16 protein-coding genes and 1 pseudogene are annotated in these 18,393 nt (G+C 69.8%); 9 read left to right on the top strand and 8 right to left on the bottom strand.

Going from position 1 to position 18,393, the window contains the following annotated elements:
• Nucleotides 1-40 precede the first annotated feature (40 nt).
• From AC5677_RS20710 to AC5677_RS20690, 5 genes are all read right to left on the bottom strand, one after another.
• Nucleotides 41-1,363, bottom strand: a complete 1,323-nt coding sequence (locus AC5677_RS20710) for an aspartate aminotransferase family protein (RefSeq protein WP_497189407.1) — start codon at nucleotides 1,361-1,363, stop codon at nucleotides 41-43.
• 59 nt (nucleotides 1,364-1,422) lie between these two features.
• Nucleotides 1,423-1,566, bottom strand: coding sequence for a hypothetical protein (locus AC5677_RS20705; RefSeq protein ID WP_497189406.1), 144 nt, complete (start codon nucleotides 1,564-1,566; stop codon nucleotides 1,423-1,425).
• A 75-nt stretch (nucleotides 1,567-1,641) separates the two neighbouring features.
• On the bottom strand, nucleotides 1,642-3,477 hold the full coding sequence (locus AC5677_RS20700) for a carbamoyltransferase family protein (protein WP_497189405.1): 1,836 nt from the start codon (nucleotides 3,475-3,477) through the stop codon (nucleotides 1,642-1,644).
• A gap of 60 nt (nucleotides 3,478-3,537) precedes the next feature.
• Complete coding sequence (locus tag AC5677_RS20695; protein WP_497189404.1) at nucleotides 3,538-5,721, bottom strand: iron-containing redox enzyme family protein; 2,184 nt, start codon at nucleotides 5,719-5,721, stop codon at nucleotides 3,538-3,540.
• 183 nt (nucleotides 5,722-5,904) lie between these two features.
• Nucleotides 5,905-6,897, bottom strand: a complete 993-nt coding sequence (locus AC5677_RS20690) for an SGNH/GDSL hydrolase family protein (protein ID WP_497189403.1) — start codon at nucleotides 6,895-6,897, stop codon at nucleotides 5,905-5,907.
• 403 nt (nucleotides 6,898-7,300) lie between these two features.
• On the opposite strand from AC5677_RS20690, the gene AC5677_RS20685 reads away from it, so the two are divergent.
• Entirely contained in the window at nucleotides 7,301-8,572 is a 1,272-nt protein-coding gene (locus tag AC5677_RS20685) for an ATP-grasp domain-containing protein (protein WP_497189402.1), read from the top strand.
• A 326-nt stretch (nucleotides 8,573-8,898) separates the two neighbouring features.
• Here AC5677_RS20685 and AC5677_RS20680 read toward each other — a convergent pair whose 3' ends face one another.
• Entirely contained in the window at nucleotides 8,899-9,297 is a 399-nt protein-coding gene (locus tag AC5677_RS20680; protein WP_497189401.1) for a hypothetical protein, read from the bottom strand.
• Here AC5677_RS20680 and AC5677_RS20675 point away from each other — a divergent pair.
• From AC5677_RS20675 to AC5677_RS20660, 4 genes and pseudogenes are all read left to right on the top strand, one after another.
• Nucleotides 9,296-10,525: a 3-keto-5-aminohexanoate cleavage protein gene (locus AC5677_RS20675; protein ID WP_497189400.1), complete on the top strand. Its 1,230-nt coding sequence runs from the start codon at nucleotides 9,296-9,298 to the stop codon at nucleotides 10,523-10,525. The genes AC5677_RS20680 and AC5677_RS20675 overlap by 2 nt on opposite strands.
• Entirely contained in the window at nucleotides 10,522-11,763 is a 1,242-nt protein-coding gene (locus AC5677_RS20670; RefSeq protein ID WP_497189399.1) for an MFS transporter, read from the top strand. Before AC5677_RS20675 ends, AC5677_RS20670 begins: the two co-directional genes overlap by 4 nt.
• Before the next feature lie 213 nt (nucleotides 11,764-11,976).
• Nucleotides 11,977-12,282: pseudogene (fdxA, locus tag AC5677_RS20665) on the top strand (ferredoxin); the annotation flags it as partial.
• A gap of 97 nt (nucleotides 12,283-12,379) precedes the next feature.
• Entirely contained in the window at nucleotides 12,380-13,636 is a 1,257-nt protein-coding gene (locus AC5677_RS20660; RefSeq protein WP_497189398.1) for an Nramp family divalent metal transporter, read from the top strand.
• A gap of 107 nt (nucleotides 13,637-13,743) precedes the next feature.
• On the opposite strand, the gene AC5677_RS20655 is transcribed toward AC5677_RS20660, so the two are convergent.
• Together AC5677_RS20655 and AC5677_RS20650 are read right to left on the bottom strand one after the other, a co-directional pair.
• The gene (locus tag AC5677_RS20655; protein ID WP_497189397.1) at nucleotides 13,744-14,208 is read right to left on the bottom strand and encodes a hypothetical protein; all 465 of its coding nucleotides are present in this window, start codon (nucleotides 14,206-14,208) and stop codon (nucleotides 13,744-13,746) included.
• Nucleotides 14,209-14,233: 25 nt separating this feature from the next.
• On the bottom strand, nucleotides 14,234-15,013 hold the full coding sequence (locus AC5677_RS20650; RefSeq protein WP_497189396.1) for a DUF2127 domain-containing protein: 780 nt from the start codon (nucleotides 15,011-15,013) through the stop codon (nucleotides 14,234-14,236).
• A 677-nt stretch (nucleotides 15,014-15,690) separates the two neighbouring features.
• Here AC5677_RS20650 and AC5677_RS20645 point away from each other — a divergent pair.
• The 4 genes from AC5677_RS20645 to AC5677_RS20630 all read left to right on the top strand — a co-directional run bounded on the left by AC5677_RS20645 (nucleotide 15,691) and on the right by AC5677_RS20630 (nucleotide 18,283).
• Nucleotides 15,691-15,855, top strand: a complete 165-nt coding sequence (locus AC5677_RS20645; protein ID WP_362702783.1) for a hypothetical protein — start codon at nucleotides 15,691-15,693, stop codon at nucleotides 15,853-15,855.
• Nucleotides 15,856-15,917: 62 nt separating this feature from the next.
• Nucleotides 15,918-16,211: a Dabb family protein gene (locus AC5677_RS20640; RefSeq protein ID WP_497189395.1), complete on the top strand. Its 294-nt coding sequence runs from the start codon at nucleotides 15,918-15,920 to the stop codon at nucleotides 16,209-16,211.
• 214 nt (nucleotides 16,212-16,425) lie between these two features.
• Nucleotides 16,426-17,235 carry an RNA polymerase sigma factor SigF gene (locus AC5677_RS20635; RefSeq protein ID WP_362702785.1) on the top strand — a complete coding sequence of 270 codons (810 nt, stop codon included), beginning with the start codon at nucleotides 16,426-16,428 and terminating at the stop codon, nucleotides 17,233-17,235.
• A 190-nt stretch (nucleotides 17,236-17,425) separates the two neighbouring features.
• The gene (locus AC5677_RS20630) at nucleotides 17,426-18,283 is read left to right on the top strand and encodes an RNA polymerase sigma factor SigF (protein ID WP_403499392.1); all 858 of its coding nucleotides are present in this window, start codon (nucleotides 17,426-17,428) and stop codon (nucleotides 18,281-18,283) included.
• Nucleotides 18,284-18,393: the final 110 nt, after the last annotated feature.

Here is an 18,393-nt window from a genome sequence, read left to right as displayed (position 1 = left end):
TGCCGTGCCGTGGTGTTCGGGTGGTGCCGCGCGCCCGCTGTCAGAGGCAGGCCTCGATCACTCCGCCCAGGCGGGCGACCATTTCCTCGATCTCGTCGGCGTCGGCGATGAACGGCGGCGCGAGCAGCACGTGGTTCCCGCGCTGTCCGTCGACGGTCCCGGAGCCGGGATAGAGCAGTACGCCGCGGTGCAGCCCCTCCCGCTTGATGGCGGCGACGAGCCTTCCGCCGCCTTCGAGCGGCGTACGGCCGTCCTCGGGATCCACGAACTCGACCCCGACGAACAGCCCGCGGCCCCGGATATCGCCGACGGCCGGATTGCCGGCGAACCGCTCGGCGAGCGAACTCCGCAGCTGCTCGCCCCTTTTGCGTACGCTCTGGAGCAGATTCTCGTCGTGGATGGTCCGCTGGACCTCCAGCGCCACGGCGCAGGCAAAGGCGTGGTTGACGTTCGTCTGGCCGTTCTGCAGAACTCCCGATCCCTCGCCCAGCGCCTTCAGGACCTGCGGGGACACGAGGACCGCCGAGATCGGGGCGTAGCCCGCGGCCAGGCCCTTTCCGACGGCCACGATGTCCGGGGTGACGTCGTCGTCGAGGTAGGCGAAATGCTGGCCGGTCCGGCCGAGGCCGGCCATGACCTCGTCGAGAATCAGCAGGACGCCGTGGCGCCGGCAGACCTCCTTGACCCGGCTGAGGTATCCGGGGACCGCCGGTACGGCGCCATTGGTCGATCCGACCACCGTTTCCGCCGTGAAGGCGGCGACGTTTTCCGGGCCCACCTCGCGGATCTTCGCGTCGAGTTCGGCGGCCAGGCGCTCGGCGTAATCCTCGGTGGATTCGGCGGGGAGGCGGTCGCGGTACTCGTAGCACGGCGAGACGAATGCGGCGGGGCCCAGCAGCGGTTCGAAGACGGAGCGGCGCTGGATGTTGCCGGATATGGCGAGCATGGCCATGGTGCTGCCGTGATAGCTCTGGCGGCGGGAGATCACCAGGGTGCGGTCCGTGTCGCGGCGTTCGGCGTGGTACTGGTACGCGATCTTGAGGGCCAGTTCCATCGCCTCGGAGCCGCCGGACAGGAACTGCGCATGCGACAGTCCGCCGGACCAGCCGGCCAGCAGCGCCGCGAGTTCCTCCGCGGCCGCGGAGGTGAAGGCGCCCGCGTGTGCCCAGGCCAGGTCGTGTGCGGAGCGCGCGACGGCCTCGATGATCCGCGGGTGCCGGTGCCCCAGGCTGGACACCCCGACGCCGCCGCAGGTGTCCAGATAGCGCTTGCCGTCGCGGTCCTCCAGCCACACCCCGGTGCCGCCGCCGGCCCACGCCGGCTGTTGGTCGATGGTCTTGTAGATGACGCTGCTCGCGGCCATGCGGAGCATTCCTTCCTGGTGGTCGACGATTCCGGAAGCGCTCCGGGTCGATGCGGTGGTCAGCTGCGGGTGAGGTGCCAGTAGGTCGTCGCCCGGGGGTTCCACCGGCGCTTGAGCGGATCGCGGACCGCGCAGACGATCAGGCCGGCCAGGGCCAGCGGTCCGTAGACGACGGCGAGCAGCGCTCTCTGTACGGCGCGCATGGGGGTGTCCTCCTTCAAGGGGCTTCGCGGGGGTGCGTGCTCCGGACTTCTCCGGCCTGCTCCGGGCTCCTCCGGCTAGTCCAGCGGGATGTCGGTGCGCCAGTCGCCGTCCTCGCGCCACTCCGGCTGTTCTTCCTTGCGCAGCAGGAAGCCGCCGATCGCGAGCAGGTCGATATGGGTCCGCATGAAGCAGGTGTAGGCATCGCGCGGGGTGTGCACGATCGGTTCGCCGCGCACGTTGAAGGAGGTGTTCACCAGGACCGGGCAGCCGGTCCGTTCCTTGAATGCGGTCAGCAGCCGGTGGTACCGGGGGTTGGCCTCCTCGGTCACCGTCTGCACCCGCGCCGAGGAGTCGACATGGGTGACGGCCGGAATGGTCGACCGCTGCACGCCGAGCCGGTCCAGGCCGGTGACCTCGTCGGAATCGCCGTCCGCCAGCCGCTGCGCCGCCGCGACCTTGGCCACCACGAGCATGTACGGGCTTTCCTGCGCCAGCTCGAAATAGTCCTTGGCGTCCGCGGCCAGCACGGAGGGGGCGAACGGCCGGAAGGATTCCCGGAATTTGATTTTGAGGTTCATCGCGGACTGCATCGCCGGATCCCGGGGATCGCCCACGATCGACCGGGCGCCCAGTGCCCTGGGGCCGAACTCCATACGTCCCTGGAACCAGCCGGCGATCTTCCCTTCGGCGAGTTCGGCCGCCACCGCGCGGTCCAGCACGTCCTCGTCGAGCCGGGTGTAGACGGCGCCCTGGGCATCCAGCTCGGCGGCGATCTCGTCGTCGGAGAAGGCGGGCCCCAGCAGTGCGCCGGACATCGCGTCCCCGCCGGTGCCCGCCTGCGGGCGTACCGCGCCGCGCTCCGCCGTCACGGCCAGCGCGGCGCCCAGCGCGCCCCCGGCGTCACCGGCGGCCGGCTGGACCCAGACCTCGTCGAAGATCCCTTCCTCGATCACCTTGCCGTTCGCCACGCAGTTGAGGGCCACACCGCCGGCCAGGCACAGTTTCGACTCGCCGGTGACCTCGTGCGCATGGCGGGCCAGCCGGATCGCCACCTCCTCGGTCACCGCCTGCACGGAGGCCGCCAGATCGAACTCCCGCTCCGTGAGCGGCCCTTCGGGGGAGCGCCGCGGACCGCCGAAGAGTTCCTCGAAGGCGCGGCCGGTCATCACCTGGCCGCGCAAATAGGCGAAGTAGCGCAGATCGAGCCGGAAGGAGCCGTCCGGCTTGATGTCGATCAGCCGCTCGCGAATGACCTGTGCATAGCGGGGCTTTCCATATGGCGCCAGCCCCATCAGCTTGTACTCGCCGGAGTCGACCTTGAATCCGCAGAAGTAGGTGAAGGCGGAGTAGAGCAGGCCCAGGGAATGCGGGAAACGGATTTCGGCGACCGATCGGAGCCGTTTCCCCTGCCCGTGCCACAGCGTCGTGGTGGCCCATTCGCCGACTCCGTCGATGCACAGCACGGCGGCCGAGGCGTACGGGCTCGGGAAGAAGGCCGACGCGGCGTGCGATTCGTGGTGCCGGCGGACGACGATCTCGGGCACCGGCCCCAGATCCAGCTCCGCCAGCCGGCGCGCCAGGGTCTTGGGGGTGCGCATCTTCCAGGAGAGCCAGGAGGGGAGGGTGTCCCGGAAGGAGGCGTAGCCGTGCGGCGCCGCGCCCAGGTACGTGGCCAGCACCCGGCGGAACTTGAGCACCGGGTCCTCGTAATAGGCGATGGCCGATACGTCGCCCAGTCCGGCGCCCGCCTCGCGCAGGCAGTACTTCACCGCCTCGGCGGGGAACGCCGGGTCGTGCCGGACCCTGGTGAAGCGTTCTTCCTGGGCGGCGGCCACCACCTCGCCGCCGTTCACCAATGCCGCCGCGCTGTCGTGGTAGAAAGCGGAAATTCCCAGCGTTAATTCAGACATGAATCTGCCCGCCGCTCCGTCGTATTCGCGTGGTGGTTGCTGACATGGCCTCGGAGCGCCTCATCGCGCCCGGACGGTGCGCCACACCCGGCGAGAGGCCCGGCGCGCCAGATATCCCGAGGGGGGATTGAGCGAGCGGTAGCCCGTGCGCACGCGCGCCCAGGCCTGGGCGCGGGCGCCGTTCCCGTGCGAGGCGGACAGCGTCGACAGCGCGGCCATATAGGCGTCGATCGCATCGGCGGCCCATGCGGAATGGCCGGTGGCGACGTTGTCGATGACGTTGTGGATGTCGACGAACCGGGTGTTGAACCCGTATTCCCTGAGCGCGAGCCGGGCCCGCCGGTAGCTGCCGCCCACCCCGGACAGTTCCATGGCCAGGTTCAGCCCCAGCACCTCCGGCAGGAACGTCCGCGGGAAGCGGCCCACGCTCAGCCAGTACACGGGAAGTTCGAAGGAGCGCTCCTCGAACCCGGGCCACCGGGCGAATTCGGCCGAGCCCGTGGGCGGCAGCGCCACGTCCATCTCCGCGAGCACCTCGCGATAGATCAGCGGGTGGTTCAACCAGGGCTCGCCGTTTCCCAGTTCGTCCCAGTAGGTCTCGAAGAGGGAGAAGCCGATCTCGGAGGAGGCGTGGTCGTAGTCGGTGAATCCCTGGAGCCAGCTGCCGTCGATCAGCGTCAGCGGCGCCAGCTGCACGGTGGAATCGATCAGCGCCTCGCGCGACGGCAGCGGGGCCTCGGCGGTCCCCTCGAACTCCGCGCTGTGCCGGTCGTGCTGGTCGGCGAGCCAGGCGCGCAGCATCTGCGGTTTCCATGCGGCGGGCAGCGGGTGGTCGCTCCGCTCGATGCCGTGCCGGGAGCGGGCCAGCCAGCCCCGTACGTATTCCTCGGCGAACCGGCGCAGCGCGGGCGTGTCGGCGCGGCCCTGCAGAAGGTGGTACGCCTCCCGCAGATCCGCCGGCGCCCGTCCCTGCCCGGCCCGTCCCCGCTCGGCCCGGTCCTGGAGGATCCGGGCGGGTACGGCCGCTGAGGGGCTCGGCCCGGCGCCGGGGTGGGTTCCGGTCCCGTCTCCGGCGGCCGGGAGTGCGGAGATCCACCGGCGGATGACGGCGAGGTCCTCCTCGGCGAACACCCGGAACATCGGGCCGCTCTCCCCGACCAGGGCGTTGACCAGCGGGCTCTTCTCCGGTTTGCCCGGTCTGACCAGCCGGCTGGCGGCCAGGACGCGCAGCAGCGGTCCGGGGTCGGTCCGGGCCTCCTTCAGCCATGCGGACAGCGGCCGGTCCTGGAGGACGAACGACTGGTGGTAGACGGCGCCCTCCCGGGCGCGCAGCCGCATCAGCTCGGCCATCTCGTACGCGGGGTCGAGGGCGGCGACGAGCTCCGCGTACAGGGCGTCCGTGGTGTGCCTCAGCTCCGTCAGCGCCCAGCGGAATCCCTTTGCGATCCGCCGTTCGCCGTCGTCGAGCGTGGCGGCCAGCTCGTCCACCGCGGCCCGGCACAGCGCGGCCCCGGAGGGCTCGCCCGGCTGTCGTGCGCCACCGGGGTCGATGGCCGCCCAGTCCGCGGCCTCCGGGAACAGCTCCCGCAGCGGCGCGAGGGCCGGCAGCAGGCCGACGGTGCGCAGGCACAGGTCCGCGCCCAGGATTTCCGGGGTGAAGGCGTCCGGGCGGCGGCTCATCGCCAGCAGCAGGCCGGGGAAGTGGAACGCGGCGTCGCCGACGGAACCGTCTTGGCCGAGGCTGCCGGGCGGGGTCGCCTGGTCCGAGAGGCGCAGGGTGCGCAGCAGCGCGGTGTAGGCGTTGCCCCGGGAGATCCCGGGGTGGCCCACGCCGATGTCGGAGGCGTAGAGGCCGAGGATCCGCAGGATGGCGTGCTCGTCGGCGTTGCCGGGGGCGCTGAGCCACTGCAGCCATGCGCCGGCGACCAGGGCGAGCGGTGCGCAGCCGAGGGCGGCCCGGCGCACCAGCACGCGGCGGTCGTCCTCGGTGGCCGCCTCGGCGAAGAGGGTGCGATGGCGGATCGTTTCGGCAGCCGACCAGCTCGCGGCGTCCTGCCGTAGCGCCGCCAGTCCGCCGGATTCCCCGCCACAGCTGTCGAGGGCGGCGCGGAGCGCGTCCTCGACGCCCGTCCCCGCGAGCAACGCCTCCGGGTCGCTCGCCCGGACGTACACCATTCGTGAGGCGGCGGCGTCCGGCCGTAATCGGTCCGGCGTGGTCGGCCGCACCGCCATCTGCTCCTGCAAGCTGCTATCCCTTCACGCTTTTCCGGAAAGGCGTCATCCTCCGGCCCGGCTCAGAACATCGGGTAGATGGACGCGTCATCCGGTTTCTTGGGTTTGCGCCGGAATATCTTGTCCAGGATTCTCTTCAGGAACGACATGGCTCTCTCTCCGTCTTCTGCGGGTGCCGGGCCGGGGGTCCGCCGGTCAGGAAATCTCCAGCAGGTCGGCGAGGGTGCCGGCCACCAGGTCGTGTCCCTCGTCCGTGAAATGGATGCGGTCGACGAAAAGCCAGTCGTTCTGGCTCACCGCTTCCGACAGCACGGGGCTCAGGTCGAAGAAACGCATGCCGAGCTTGTCGCAACCGCGCCGCAGGACATCGGCATAGCGCCGGCCGGATTCCATTTTCGCGATATCGCCGTAGACCGTGCCGAAATGGGAGATCCGGTCGAGTTCGTCGAACAGCGCGATCTCCTGGGGCGCGGGCCGTTCCCGGACCCAGGTGGCGAGCGGCTGCAGCACGTAGGTGATCCTGGCCCCCATCGCCTCCGCGAAGAGTCGCCAGGTGTCGAGATGGCGGAGGGTGAGATCCGCGGCCGTGGCGATCTGATCGTCGAGGGTCGGTACGGCCGGCGCCGGGGTCTCGGGGGCCGCCGGGCCCCGGAGCCACCCGCGTTTGCGGGGCCCGGCCGGGCGGGCCTCGTCCTGCGGTGCGCCCATCCGGGAGAAGAAGTCGCCGCAGTTGAAGAACGCACCGTGGTCCCCGCGCAGGCTCTCCGGCAGCCGGGCCAGACCCAGGTCGTTGAAGCCGGAGAAGATGACGATCTCATCGATCTCGGGCAGCAGATGCCGGTGGAGGGTGAAGAGCAGAAGTTCCTGGGTGGAATTGAAGCTGCGGCCGCCGAAATTGAGCCAGGGGCGGGCGGGTGCGTGCTTCGTCCACAGCCGGGACGACAGCGTCGCCGCGTCGTTCGTCGCCCCGATGCCGAACACCGTGGAGCTGCCGACCAATAATCGGGCCGGCCCTTGCGGCTTTCTCCCGCCCACCGAGGCACGGGCGTCCGCACCATGGGATATTCGGAAACCGAGCTCATCGGTATTGACGACTTCCGAGGAATGGTTCGCCGGATGGAAATACATGAGATACGGCAGCCAGCGGATCTGGCCGCGGTCATCGAACTTCTCCTCGTACTTCAACATATGAGGAGTGAGCGTTGCTCTGTCGGATTTCATAGGTGCTCGAGGGATCCAATCTCTCGTGTGCGCCGTGGGGCAACGATAGATCCCGACCGATGTCCGACACAAGAAAAATATTCATATGCCAAGGGAATGTAGATACCTGCATTGGCTCAATACATCGTTGACAGCACGCGGCGGCTTCCTGCGCAAGAGCGAAGTTCCTCCCCGATCGCTCGGAACCGCCCCGTTCTCCCGGTTCCGCCGTACCGCACCGGCGCGATCCGCCGCGCCGCCACGCTCAGGCACGGCTCGTAACCTGGTCCGCGCAAGGACCACGACGGCTCAGCAACTCCCCTTGTTCTCAAGTGTGTTCAGTGTGTGAACTCATCCCCTGTCACGAACCGGCCACCGGAGGATCCCCACGATGTCCGACGCCCCGACCGATCCGCTCCCCCCGCGCCTGCTGCTGGTCGGCGGCGCGCGGCCGGTGTCCCTCAGCATCGACATGCTGGAACGGGCCCTGGCCCAGGCCCGCGCGCGCGGCCTGTACACGCACGTCACCGGCCCGGCCGACGCGCTGGCCGCCACCGGGCCGGCGCTCGACGCGGCGGATGCGGCCTCCGCGGTGGACCACACCGCGCCGGGCGCCACCGCCGAGTGGGCGCGCCGTCGGGCGGCGCGGGGCGAGCGCTTCGACGCCGTCTTCGCGCTCCAGGAGATGGCCCAGGTGGCGGTGGCCGAGACCGCCGAGGCCATCGGGGCGCCGGGCAATCCGCCCGAGGCGATCCGCCGCATCCGCACCAAGGACGCCTGCCGGCGCGCGCTCGCGGCGGCCGGCTTCGCCCAGCCCGAGGTCCGGCTGTGCGCCGACGCGGCCGAAGCCGGGGCGTTCCTGCGGGAGTCGGCCGGGCCCTGGATCGTCAAGCCGCGCGATGCGATGGGAAGCATCGGGGTGAGCCTGCTGCACGCGCCCGCGGAGCTGCCCGCGGCCCTGAAGCTGCTGCCCGACACCAAGCCGTTCCTGGTGGAGGAGTACGTCGAGGGGCCGGAGTTCAGCGTCGAGGGGGCATTTCTGGACGGTGTTCCGAGGATTCTCGCCATTACGGCGAAGGAGAAGGTGCCGCCGCCCTATTTCGTCGAGGTGGGACACGTCCTGCCCGCCGAACTCCCCGATACCGCACGGCACGAGATCGAACGTCAGGTGGCCGCGGCGCTGACCACCCTGGGGCTGCGCACCGGCGCCTTCCATGTGGAGCTGTGGCTCACCGCCACCGGGGTGGTCCTCGGCGAGGTGCACGGACGCTACGGCGGGGACTGGATCCACCGGATGCTGGCCCATGCCATCCCGGGGCTGGACGTGTACGGGCTGCTCTACGACGACATGCTGGCCGGCGCCCCGCGGCACGGTGCCCGGCCGGGAACCCCGGCGTCCCTGGAGGCGGTGCGCGGCGCCGCGGTCCGCTATTTCACCCCGCCGCCCGGCCGGCTGGTCGCGGTCGAGGGCTGGGAGGAGGTGCGGGCGCAGCCGGACGTCCTGTACGCCGAGCTGACCGTCGCGGCGGGCGATGTCATCCGGCCGCTGCAGCGGTCCGGTGACCGGGTCGGCTTCGTCGTCGTCGGCGCGCCGGATGCCGCCCAGGCGCGCCGCCGGGCCCGGGAGTTGACCGATGCGGTGTGCTTCCGGACGGTGCCCTAGGCGCGCTGCCCGGTGGCCGCGGCGCCCGGCCGGGCAGCCGGGAATTCCCGCCGCGGCCGTCCGCGGGCCGGAGCCGTCCCGAGGCGCGATGCGCCCCGGGCACCAAGGCCGGAGCATTGGCGTGAGATCGCAGGTGAATGGAGCGTTAAGGCGTCATATCAAAGGTGAGTGTGAGGGACGCCACAATGATCACCCTCGGTTGATGATGACCCTTCTTCGTCGCACCGGATTTTGCCGAGCATTTCCGGTCTGCGATGCATCGATCATTGGCGCGCTCCCCCACGGCCACCCATACGTTGCGTGAAAGCGAAATAGTTCATTCCGGTTCAGTTCACAATCGGCGCCTGCAAAGACCACCAAGGCCGGTTAAAGTCGTGAACGATCACCCCGGGGTTCGACCGGATGCTTACCGGATTCGCCCCGTGAGGTGTTCTCCTTCCTGCGGACCGTCCATGACCGCCGAGATCGAGCCAGTGACGTCCCGATAGCGGACGCATTGAGCCAAGAGCCACCACGCCGTAGACCACCAGCGCACCGGGGTGACGTCTGCCCCGGCTGAATATCCATTGGGGACATTCGATGCCGACTGCGTTATCGCACGGGAAGACTCTGATACTTGGCTGCGCCTCCACGGGTGCAAAATTCACGCCGAACAACCACCGGCTGACCGGCGACAGCACGCTGGACAGCATCTGCACCGGAAAAACCATCAAAACGTCGGCCATGGCCTCCATCGCCGAGGCCGAGGCGCTGTACGGAATGGGCTGCCGGTATTACCACTACCACGCCAGGAATCCCCTGACGCACGAGCAGACCACGGACAACGAGATCTACCAGGAGATCAGCCGGGGCGTGCAGCGCCGGTGCAAGGACATCCTGCTCAGCTTCGGTGCCAGCCGTAACGGCGGCGAGGTGCGGGAGCGCATCCGCGCCTTCGGGGAGTGGGAACGGGTCAGCCAGTGCGCCATCCCGCTCCATCTCGGCGGGGCGCATTACGTCACGATTCAGGCCGCCGTCGAACTCCAGATCATTTGCGAGCTGGAACGGCAGCTGGAGAAGCAGGGCCGGGTACTGGACCTGGACTTCGTGTCCTCTCCGGAATTCCTTGCGGCCATCGACGCATACGAACCTTCCGACCGGGTGCAGGACGCCCAATTGGACACCCACTCGACGAGCAAGGGCGCGGACTACGGCAAGACCTCGCCGCTGATCCAGTTCCATGTCTACCGGAATGCCATTCAGGCCCGGCGGCAGCTCGTCCTCTTCCATGAGATCGAATGGGTGCAGCTGCTGCGCAGCTATGCGATGACCCGGTACGCGGTCGAGCACCCGGCGATGCGCCTGGGCAGTTCCGGACAGCTGAACATCACCCTTCTCTTCGGCTTCTCGCCGCGGCTTCCCTTCCCGGAGAACTACGCCGAGTTCAAGCGGGTCGTCGATGCGGCAAAGAGCCTCGAATACGACCTCGCCGAGCCCGGCGTGAAAAAGCGCAAGGTCACCGTCAGCGTGGGCGCCGCGGTGCTGCCGCAACACGCGGACCAGCACTTCAAGGAGCTGGATATCGGGCCGCGACGCGGCACAAAGGCCTGCGCGGTACGCCGCCTCGCGGCCTGGGCGTCACAGCCGGACAGCCGGGTCGACATTCTGCGGGTGGGAATGGAGGACACGCCTTATATGGTCGACGGCGCCGGACAGGTCCAGCTCGCCGACAACATCCAGCTCATCGCCCAGGCCATCGAGGAGGTGGACGCCAACGGCGCCGCCCTCGAACTCGACCACGATGCGATCTTCGAGCGGATGGGCCTGCTGGGCGTCCAGGACGAGCTGCTGTCCGTACAGCGGGAACGCCCGCTGGGCACGGCCCTGCCCGAGGCCGCACCGGAGCCCGAGGCCGCACCGGAGCCCGTCGCGGCGCCGGCGGCCGACCCCACCGGCCTGGTAACCGTCGGATGAGCTCGGTCACGGTCCCCTTACGCGCGCAGAGCTATCGCTGGGTGATCCTCGGCATCGCCACGTTCGCCCAGGCCAGTGCCGCATTCTTCGTCCAGGGCATCGGCGCGATCGGCGTCTATCTTCAGCGTGATCTCCATCTGACCACCACCGAGATCGGTCTGCTCATTTCGGCGGCGCAGCTCGTACCGCTGGTCGGTCTGCTGGTCGCCGGCGAATTGCTGGACCGCTACAGCGAACGCTGGGTCGTGGGAATCGGCACCCTGCTGGTGGCGCTCTCGCTGCTCGGCGGCAGCCTCGCCACGGGCTATGTGTCGCTGCTGCTGCTGTTGATCGTGGTCGGTACGGGCTACAGCACGGCCCAGCCCGGCGGCAGCAAATCGGTGGCCCAGTGGTTCGATTCCAGCCGGCGGGGATTCGCCATGGGGATCCGCCAGGCGGGCCTGCCGCTGGGCGGGGCGCTGGCCGCCGCGCTGCTGCCCTACCTGGCGAACGAGCTGGGCTGGCGGTCGGCCTTCGTCACCGGCGGCCTGGTGGCGCTGCTCGGCGCCTGCGTCTTCATGAGCTTCTACCGGGCACCCGAATCGGCCGCCGCGCCCCGCCCGAAGTCCTCGGGCACATCGATCGGCGCGGAACTGAGGTCCCGGCTGCGGATGGTCCGCGAACCGGCCATGGGAAAGATCATGCTGTCGGGCGTGAGCCTGATTTCCGTGCAGTACGGAATTCAGGTGCTCACGGTGCTCTACCTGCACGACAAGGCGTCGTTGAGCATCGGCACGGCGGCGCTGCTGCTCTTCGTCGCGCAATGCGGCGGCGTCGCGGGACGGATCGTCCTGGCCGCCTGGAGCGACCGCTGCACATCCGGGCGCTATCTTCCCGTACTCGTCTGTATGAGCGCGGTGATCGCCGGCCTGATCGTGCTGGTGGTCGTCCCGCTGCACTCCGCCGTCCTCGCCGGAATCCTGGTCGCCTGGCTCGGCTTCTTCGGATTCGGCTGGTACGGCCCCTGGGTGGCCTATGTCGCCGAGTCGGCGAGCCCCGACAAGACCGGCTTCGCGCTCGGCCTGGCCATGGCCGTCAACCAGATCGCGGTCATCGCCGTTCCTCCCGTACTGGGCCTCCTCAAGGACTCGACCCACAGCTACACGCCCGGCTGGAGCCTGCTGGCGGTCATGACGCTGGTGGCACTGGTCGCCACGTCCTGGGGTGCCCGCAGCACCGCGGCCCGGCCGCGCGCGTAGCCCCCGGCCGCGGCCCCGTTCCCGGCCGCGGCCCCCGCCACAACTCCCGCTGCACGAGGCTCGATGCACCGCGCTCGATGCACCTGCGCCGACGCACGCGAGGTGTCGACCCGGATCCAACGCCCCGCATTCCTTGCCCCAGATCCCCTGCCCCAGATCTCTCGACCCAGATTTCCTGCCCCAGATTTCTTGACGCACAGACAGGAGTCCCCAATGGCGTACGTGGTCGCCGAGCCCTGCGCGGATGTGCTGGACCAGGCATGTGTCGAGGAATGCCCGGTCGACTGCATTTATCAGGGCGACCGGATGATGTACATCCACCCGGAGGAATGCGTGGACTGCGCCGCCTGCGAGGTCGTCTGCCCGGTGGAGGCCATCTACTTCGAGGACGACGTTCCGGACAAGTGGTCCGCGTACACCGGAGCCAACGCGGAATTCTTCACGGAGATCGGCTCGCCCGGCGGAGCGATCACGGTCGGAAAGCTCGGCCATGACGTCGAGCCGGTCCTCAGCCTGCCGCGCGACGCCGGACGGCGGTCCCCCGCTCCGGACGCCCCGCAATCCCCCGTACGCCCCGCCGCCGAGACACCCCCGTCCCGATGAAGGGCCCGTCCCGATGAGCAGCCCGTCCCCTCCCGGCCTCGCACCCCACCGCCCGGCCGCCGCCGAAAGCGCCCGGCCGCTGACCGTGGTCCGCCTGATGGGCCCCGCGTTCGTGGCGGCCGTCGCCTATGTCGACCCCGGTAATGTCGCCACCAACATCACCGCCGGCGCCCGCTACGGCTACCTCCTGGTCTGGGTGGTGGTCGGCGCCAGCGCGATGGCGATGCTGGTGCAGTACCTGTCCGCCAAGCTCACCATCGCCACCGGCCGCACCCTGCCGGAGATGTGTGCGCAGCGCTTCGGCCGTGGCACCCGGCTGGCGCTGTGGGCCCAGGCGGAAATCGTCGCCATGGCCACCGACCTCGCCGAGGTGGTCGGCGGCGCCGTCGCCCTGCATCTGCTGTTCGGGATCCCGTTGCTCCCGGGCGGTCTGATCACCGGGCTGGCCTCATGGCTGGTGATCGTCGTGCAGTCGCGGCGCGGCCAGCGGCCGTTCGAGGCGGTCGTCGCCGGGCTGCTGGCGGTGGTGCTGATCGGGTTCCTGTACGACGCGTTCAGCGGCGGGTTCTCGGCCGGCGGGGTCGCGTCCGGGATGGTGCCGCGGTTCGCCGGCGGCGACAGCCTCCTCCTCGCCTGCGGGATCGTCGGCGCGACCGTCATGCCGCATGCGATCTATCTGCACGGTGCGCTGGTCCGCGACCGGCACGGCGACCACCGGGGCGGGAAGCGGAGACTGCTCGTCGCGACCCGGCTCGATGTGACGGCGGCGATGAGCACCGCGGCGGTGGTGAATCTGGCGATGCTCGTCGTCGGTGCCGCCACCCTCGGCGCGGGGGCGGGCGACTCGATCGAGGCGGCGCACGGCGGGCTGGCCGCCGCGCTCGGCCCGCTGCCGGCGATGCTCTTCGCCCTGGCCCTGCTCGCGTCGGGGTTCGCCGCCACCTCGGTGGGCACCTACGCCGGGGCGGTGATCCTCGAAGGGTTCGTCGGGCGCACCTTTCCGCTCGCGGTACGCCGCCTGCTCACCCTCGTCCCGGCGCTGGCGGTGCTGGCCCTCGGCGCCGAGCCCGGACAGGCCCTGGTGCTCTCCCAGGTCGTACTGAGCTTCGGCATACCGTTCGCGCTCTGGCCCCTGGTGGCGTTCACCGGGCGGCGCGAGGTGATGGGCGAGCTGGTCAACGGCCGCGTCACCACCGTCTGCGCGGTGGCCGCCGCCTCGGTCAGCACGCTGCTCAACGCCGCGCTGCTGTGGCTCACGGTGGCGGGGTGAGGCGGCGCGCCGGGGAGGCGTGAACAGCGCGCGGCGGCGCCCCGGTTCGGGGCGCCGCCGCGGGATGTCCGTAGCTGCACAGGGCCGGAGACCGGCCGGGCCGGGCCTCAGTCGTGACGACGGCCCAGCGCGCGGCGGATGAAGTGGACGATCAGCCAGATCACGACCACCGCGATGACCAGGAAGACCACGAACAGCACGATCGCGATGATGCCGAGCTTCTTGAAGAAGCTCTTCGACTTCTTCTTGACCTTCTTCTTCCACTTCGACGTCTTCTTGCCCTTCGAGACGAAGTGCGAAGAGTGGGACGCGTGGTGCGAGAACGAGCTGTGGCCGTGCCGCCCGAACGTCAGCGGGGACGCGGGAGCGGCGGCGGAGACGCGCGCGGAGCCGTCGGCGGCGCTCACCGCGGCGCGGGGCGCGACGGCGGTCTCGGCGGCCACGGCGGGCCCGGCGGCCACGGCCAGCAGGCCGAACAGCAGCGCCAGGACGACGGCCGGCCGGCGCCGGCTGCGGATGCGGGACGCAGGATGCGCGGCGGCCGTGGTGGGCGTGGGCGTGGGCGTGGACATGATGGATCCCCCTCGGGTCGTGGCGTCAGCCATTATGGGCGGGGGCGGGAACCCCTGCCGAGGTTTCGACCTCCATGAGGGAGGCGCTGTGCCGCTCCTCGTCGAAGGCCCTGCGGCCGCCCCGTAGGCCGAACAGCCGCTTGGTGACCGCGATGTAGAGCACCGCAAGAATGTTGATGACCAGCGTGGCGATCTTGAGCCAGCTGACCTTCTCCGTCAGCTCGTAGATCTCCAGCGGCAGGAAGGCCGCCGTGGCCACCACCGTCAGATACTCCGCCCACCGCTTGGCGCGCCACAGGCCCACGCCCTCGACGATCTCCACCAGGGCGTACACGAGCAGCAGCGCGGCCACCAGCATCAGCGTGGAGTGCTGATAGCCGAAGGTCTTCTGGATGGTGCCGACGACCGGTGAGTGGTCCAGGTCGTAGTGGAAGTGCCGGGCCACCGGACGGAGCACCGCGACGTACTCGTCGAAGAAGCGGCGGACCGCGTCCTTGCGGTTGCTGAACTGCCACACGCCGACCGCGGCCAGCACGATGAACACGCCGCGGATGGCCCGTTCGACGGCCAGGAAGCGCAGGAGGAACAGATCGCGCAGGACCTTGCCGCGCGGGACGAGGGGGGCGTCGGCGGCCGGGCCGGAGCCGTGCGGCTCGCCGAGCGCGAAGTCGCCGCAGCGCAGACAGCGCCAGGCCTCGCCGAGCGCGGTGGCCGCGTGCAGCCTCTCCCGCAGGTTGTCCTCCTGCGGGGCGTAGGTGACGTGCCCGCGGCGCGCGCAGGTACGCCGGTCCCAGTCGATCTTCATCGTCGGTGCCCTGTGTTCCTTTCGTCCTCCCGCACGGCACACACCGCGCCGTGGCGCGCGCTGCCACGCTCCGTTCTGTCGCGTACATGATGCATGCCGCGCAGGGCGTCCGGGCCGTACGGGGTGAGGGACGCGGGTCACCCTACGGCCGGTTGCAGCGGGGCGGGGCACAGGGGGCAGGAGGGCCGCGAGGGGAAAGGGAGGGGGACGGGCGGGGGAAGGGCGAACGGCAGAGCCCCGGCTCCGGGCCGCCGCTCAATGGCCCGGGAGCCGGGGCTCCTGGTCGGTCGGGGGAAACGGCCTCGGGGGCCGCTCCCCCCGAGGAAGACCGGATCCCAAAGTCCACGCCGCAGTCAGGGGGATGCGCGGCGCGGACCCCGCAGTGGAATCCCGTCCCAGGTCCCGCGGATTCCTGCCAGATCCGCCGGACACCCCTATCGTGCCTCCGCCATCCGCCACCACCATCGGGCAAAGGACCTCCCTTGCCGGGCCTTTGGTCCTTAAAGGCCAGATCAGCGCCGCAGCGGCCGGGGAGCGACCGCGCACCGGCGGCGCCTTTACCACTGCCACCCTCGAACACCTGTGGTTAGACTCACCCGACTGCATCCGGGCCGGGAGGGCAGCGGAAAGCAGGGGAAAACCAGGGACTGCCGTAGGGGACAGGGGAGACCGGACCGATGGCGCAGGCAAAAAAGATCGCGTTGTATTTGGTCATCGTCTTCGTGCTCTACACGATCATCACGTCCCCGGGACGGGCCGCGGATCTCGTCCAGATAGGCTTCGAGGGCATCTCGTCCGCTGCTCAGGGCGTCGGCGAGTTCATGACCCAGCTGATCAAGTAGTCGGCTGGGGCGCCGGCCGGTCGCCCGACCGGGCGCGTATCGTCCGCCGCACGGAGGTCCCAGTGATCCGCCACCTGGTCCTGTTCAAGCTCAACGAAGGCGTCTCCCGCGACGAGGAGCGGGTGCAGGCCGGCGTCCGCGCGTTCGCGGCCCTGAAGGACGAGATCCCGGAGCTGACGTTCTGGGAGTGCGCCTGGAACATCACCGACCGCCCGATCGCCTACGACTTCGCGATCAACTCCGCCGTGGCCGACACCGATGCCCTCAAGCGCTACATCGAGCACCCCGCCCACCAGGCCGCGGCCGGTCAGTGGCGCGAATTCGCCACCTGGGTGATCGCCGACTACGAGTTCTAGGGCGGCCGCCGAGCCCCGGCACCCCGCACTCCGAGCCCCTCGCCCCTTACGGGCGGGGGGCTTCGTCATATCCCGCCCCCGAACGGCAAATCTCGCGCCCCTCCACCGGCCCAACTCTCCGCCCAACACGGAATTATGCGGTGCTTGCGCACACTGCACATGTCTTGTGATGCTATGACCGCTTTTGCCCGATACATACACTGTGAAGGGTGGCGTGACCGTGACGGCCCGTACTGCGCCCAAGGCTCCATCCCGCGAGAGCCGTAGCGCGGACACGCGGGCGCTCACACAGGTGCTGTTCGCGGAGCTGACGGGCCTCGAGCCCGGCACCCCCGAGCACACCCGGGTCCGCGCCGCCCTCATCGAGGCCAACCTTCCGCTGGTCAGATATGCCGCGGCCCGCTTCCGCAGCCGTAACGAACCCATGGAGGACGTCGTCCAGGTCGGCACCATCGGCCTGATCAATGCGATCGACCGGTTCGACCCCGACCGGGGCGTCCAGTTCCCGACCTTCGCGATGCCGACCGTCGTCGGCGAGATCAAACGCTACTTTCGGGACAATGTCCGTACCGTGCATGTCCCGCGCCGCCTCCACGAGCTGTGGGTGCAGGTCAACGGCGCCACCGAGGATCTGACGGTGTTGCACGGCCGCTCCCCGACCACCGCCGAGATCGCCGAACGCCTCAAGATCGGCGAGGACGAGGTACTGGCCTGCCTGGAGGCGGGCCGTTCGTACCATGCGACCTCCCTGGAGGCCGCCCAGGAAGGCGACGGCCTGCCCGGCCTCCTGGACCGCCTCGGGTACGAGGATCCCGAGCTGGCCGGCGTGGAGCACCGCGACCTCGTACGGCATCTGCTCGTCCAGCTCCCCGAGCGCGAGCAGCGCATCCTCCTGCTCCGTTACTACAGCAATCTGACGCAGTCACAGATCAGTGCCGAGCTGGGGGTGTCGCAGATGCATGTCTCGCGGCTACTGTCGCGGAGCTTCGCCCGACTGCGATCCGCAAACAGGATCGACGCCTAACCGGGACGGGCGACCCGCCCCGGCACAGCCTGCGCAGATATGTCGACATGGCGCTACAGCGTGTTGCCGACATGTGACATTCTGCAGAAACCGCGTTTGCCGTGGCGCTGCCTCCGGTATTCAGGTGGAGGCATAACTCCTCGGTCCGCCCCGGCCCGAGGACACCGCAGCGACACCTCAAGGGGGTGGCATGTCCGTAGAACTGGGCAGCTCGAAGGTGCTTCCCGCGATTCCCGCGCCCGCGCCGCACCTGCACGACCAGGTCGACCAGGTACACGACGACGCCGCCATCAACACCCGTACGCTCTCCCGCTCCCTGTTCCTGCGGCTGGCCACGCTCGACAAGGACTGCGCGGAGCGCACCTACGTCCGTGACACCCTCATCGAGCTGAACCTCCCGCTCGTCCGTTACGCCGCGGCCCGCTTCCGCAGCCGTAATGAGCCGATGGAGGACATCGTCCAGGTCGGCACGATCGGTCTGATCAAGGCCATCGACCGTTTCGATTGCGAACGCGGCGTGGAATTCCCGACGTTCGCGATGCCCACCGTCGTCGGCGAGATCAAGCGCTTCTTCCGCGACACGTCGTGGTCGGTACGGGTCCCGCGCCGGCTCCAGGAGCTCCGCCTCGCCCTCACCAAGGCCAGCGACGAGCTCGCCCAGAAGCTGGACCGCTCCCCGACCGTCCCCGAACTCGCCCTGTGCCTGGGTGTGTCGGAGGAGGACGTCGTCGACGGCCTGGCGGTCGGCAACGCCTACACCGCCTCCTCGCTCGACTCCCCGTCCCCCGAGGACGACGGCGGCGAGGGCTCCCTCGCGGACCGCCTCGGCTACGAGGACACCGCGCTGGAGGGCGTGGAGTACCGCGAGTCCCTCAAGCCCCTGCTGGCCAAACTCCCGCCCCGGGAGCGCCAGATCATCATGTTGCGCTTCTTCGCCAACATGACGCAGTCCCAGATCGGCGAGGAGGTCGGCATCTCCCAGATGCACGTCTCCCGGCTGCTGACCCGCACCCTGGCGCAGCTGCGCGACGGGCTCATCGCCGACTGAGGTCCGGTCCGCCGAGGGGTGCGCCGCTCGGCGGACAGCTGCAAGGGAAGGCCGCGACGACGGCCCGCCACCCCCCACCCCTGTACTCCTGATGGCCCGTCAGCAACACT

This window comes from Streptomyces sp. JLSY215 (assembly GCF_059682825.1).
This window is presented reverse-complemented; position numbering and strand designations above follow the sequence as displayed.

Excerpts from the sequence above, each read along its gene's own strand:
- AC5677_RS20710 (WP_497189407.1), bottom strand. The coding sequence starts at position 1,363 with ATGGCCGCGAGCAGCGTCATCTACAAGACCATCGACCAACAGCCGGCG.
- AC5677_RS20705 (WP_497189406.1), bottom strand. The coding sequence starts at position 1,566 with ATGCGCGCCGTACAGAGAGCGCTGCTCGCCGTCGTCTACGGACCGCTG.
- AC5677_RS20700 (WP_497189405.1), bottom strand. The coding sequence starts at position 3,477 with ATGTCTGAATTAACGCTGGGAATTTCCGCTTTCTACCACGACAGCGCG.
- AC5677_RS20690 (WP_497189403.1), bottom strand. The coding sequence starts at position 6,897 with ATGTTGAAGTACGAGGAGAAGTTCGATGACCGCGGCCAGATCCGCTGG.
- AC5677_RS20685 (WP_497189402.1), top strand. The coding sequence starts at position 7,301 with ATGTCCGACGCCCCGACCGATCCGCTCCCCCCGCGCCTGCTGCTGGTC.
- AC5677_RS20675 (WP_497189400.1), top strand. The coding sequence starts at position 9,296 with ATGGCCTCCATCGCCGAGGCCGAGGCGCTGTACGGAATGGGCTGCCGG.
- AC5677_RS20680 (WP_497189401.1), bottom strand. The coding sequence starts at position 9,297 with ATGGCCGACGTTTTGATGGTTTTTCCGGTGCAGATGCTGTCCAGCGTG.
- AC5677_RS20670 (WP_497189399.1), top strand. The coding sequence starts at position 10,522 with ATGAGCTCGGTCACGGTCCCCTTACGCGCGCAGAGCTATCGCTGGGTG.
- AC5677_RS20660 (WP_497189398.1), top strand. The coding sequence starts at position 12,380 with ATGAGCAGCCCGTCCCCTCCCGGCCTCGCACCCCACCGCCCGGCCGCC.
- AC5677_RS20655 (WP_497189397.1), bottom strand. The coding sequence starts at position 14,208 with ATGTCCACGCCCACGCCCACGCCCACCACGGCCGCCGCGCATCCTGCG.
- AC5677_RS20650 (WP_497189396.1), bottom strand. The coding sequence starts at position 15,013 with ATGAAGATCGACTGGGACCGGCGTACCTGCGCGCGCCGCGGGCACGTC.
- AC5677_RS20645 (WP_362702783.1), top strand. The coding sequence starts at position 15,691 with ATGGCGCAGGCAAAAAAGATCGCGTTGTATTTGGTCATCGTCTTCGTG.
- AC5677_RS20630 (WP_403499392.1), top strand. The coding sequence starts at position 17,426 with ATGTCCGTAGAACTGGGCAGCTCGAAGGTGCTTCCCGCGATTCCCGCG.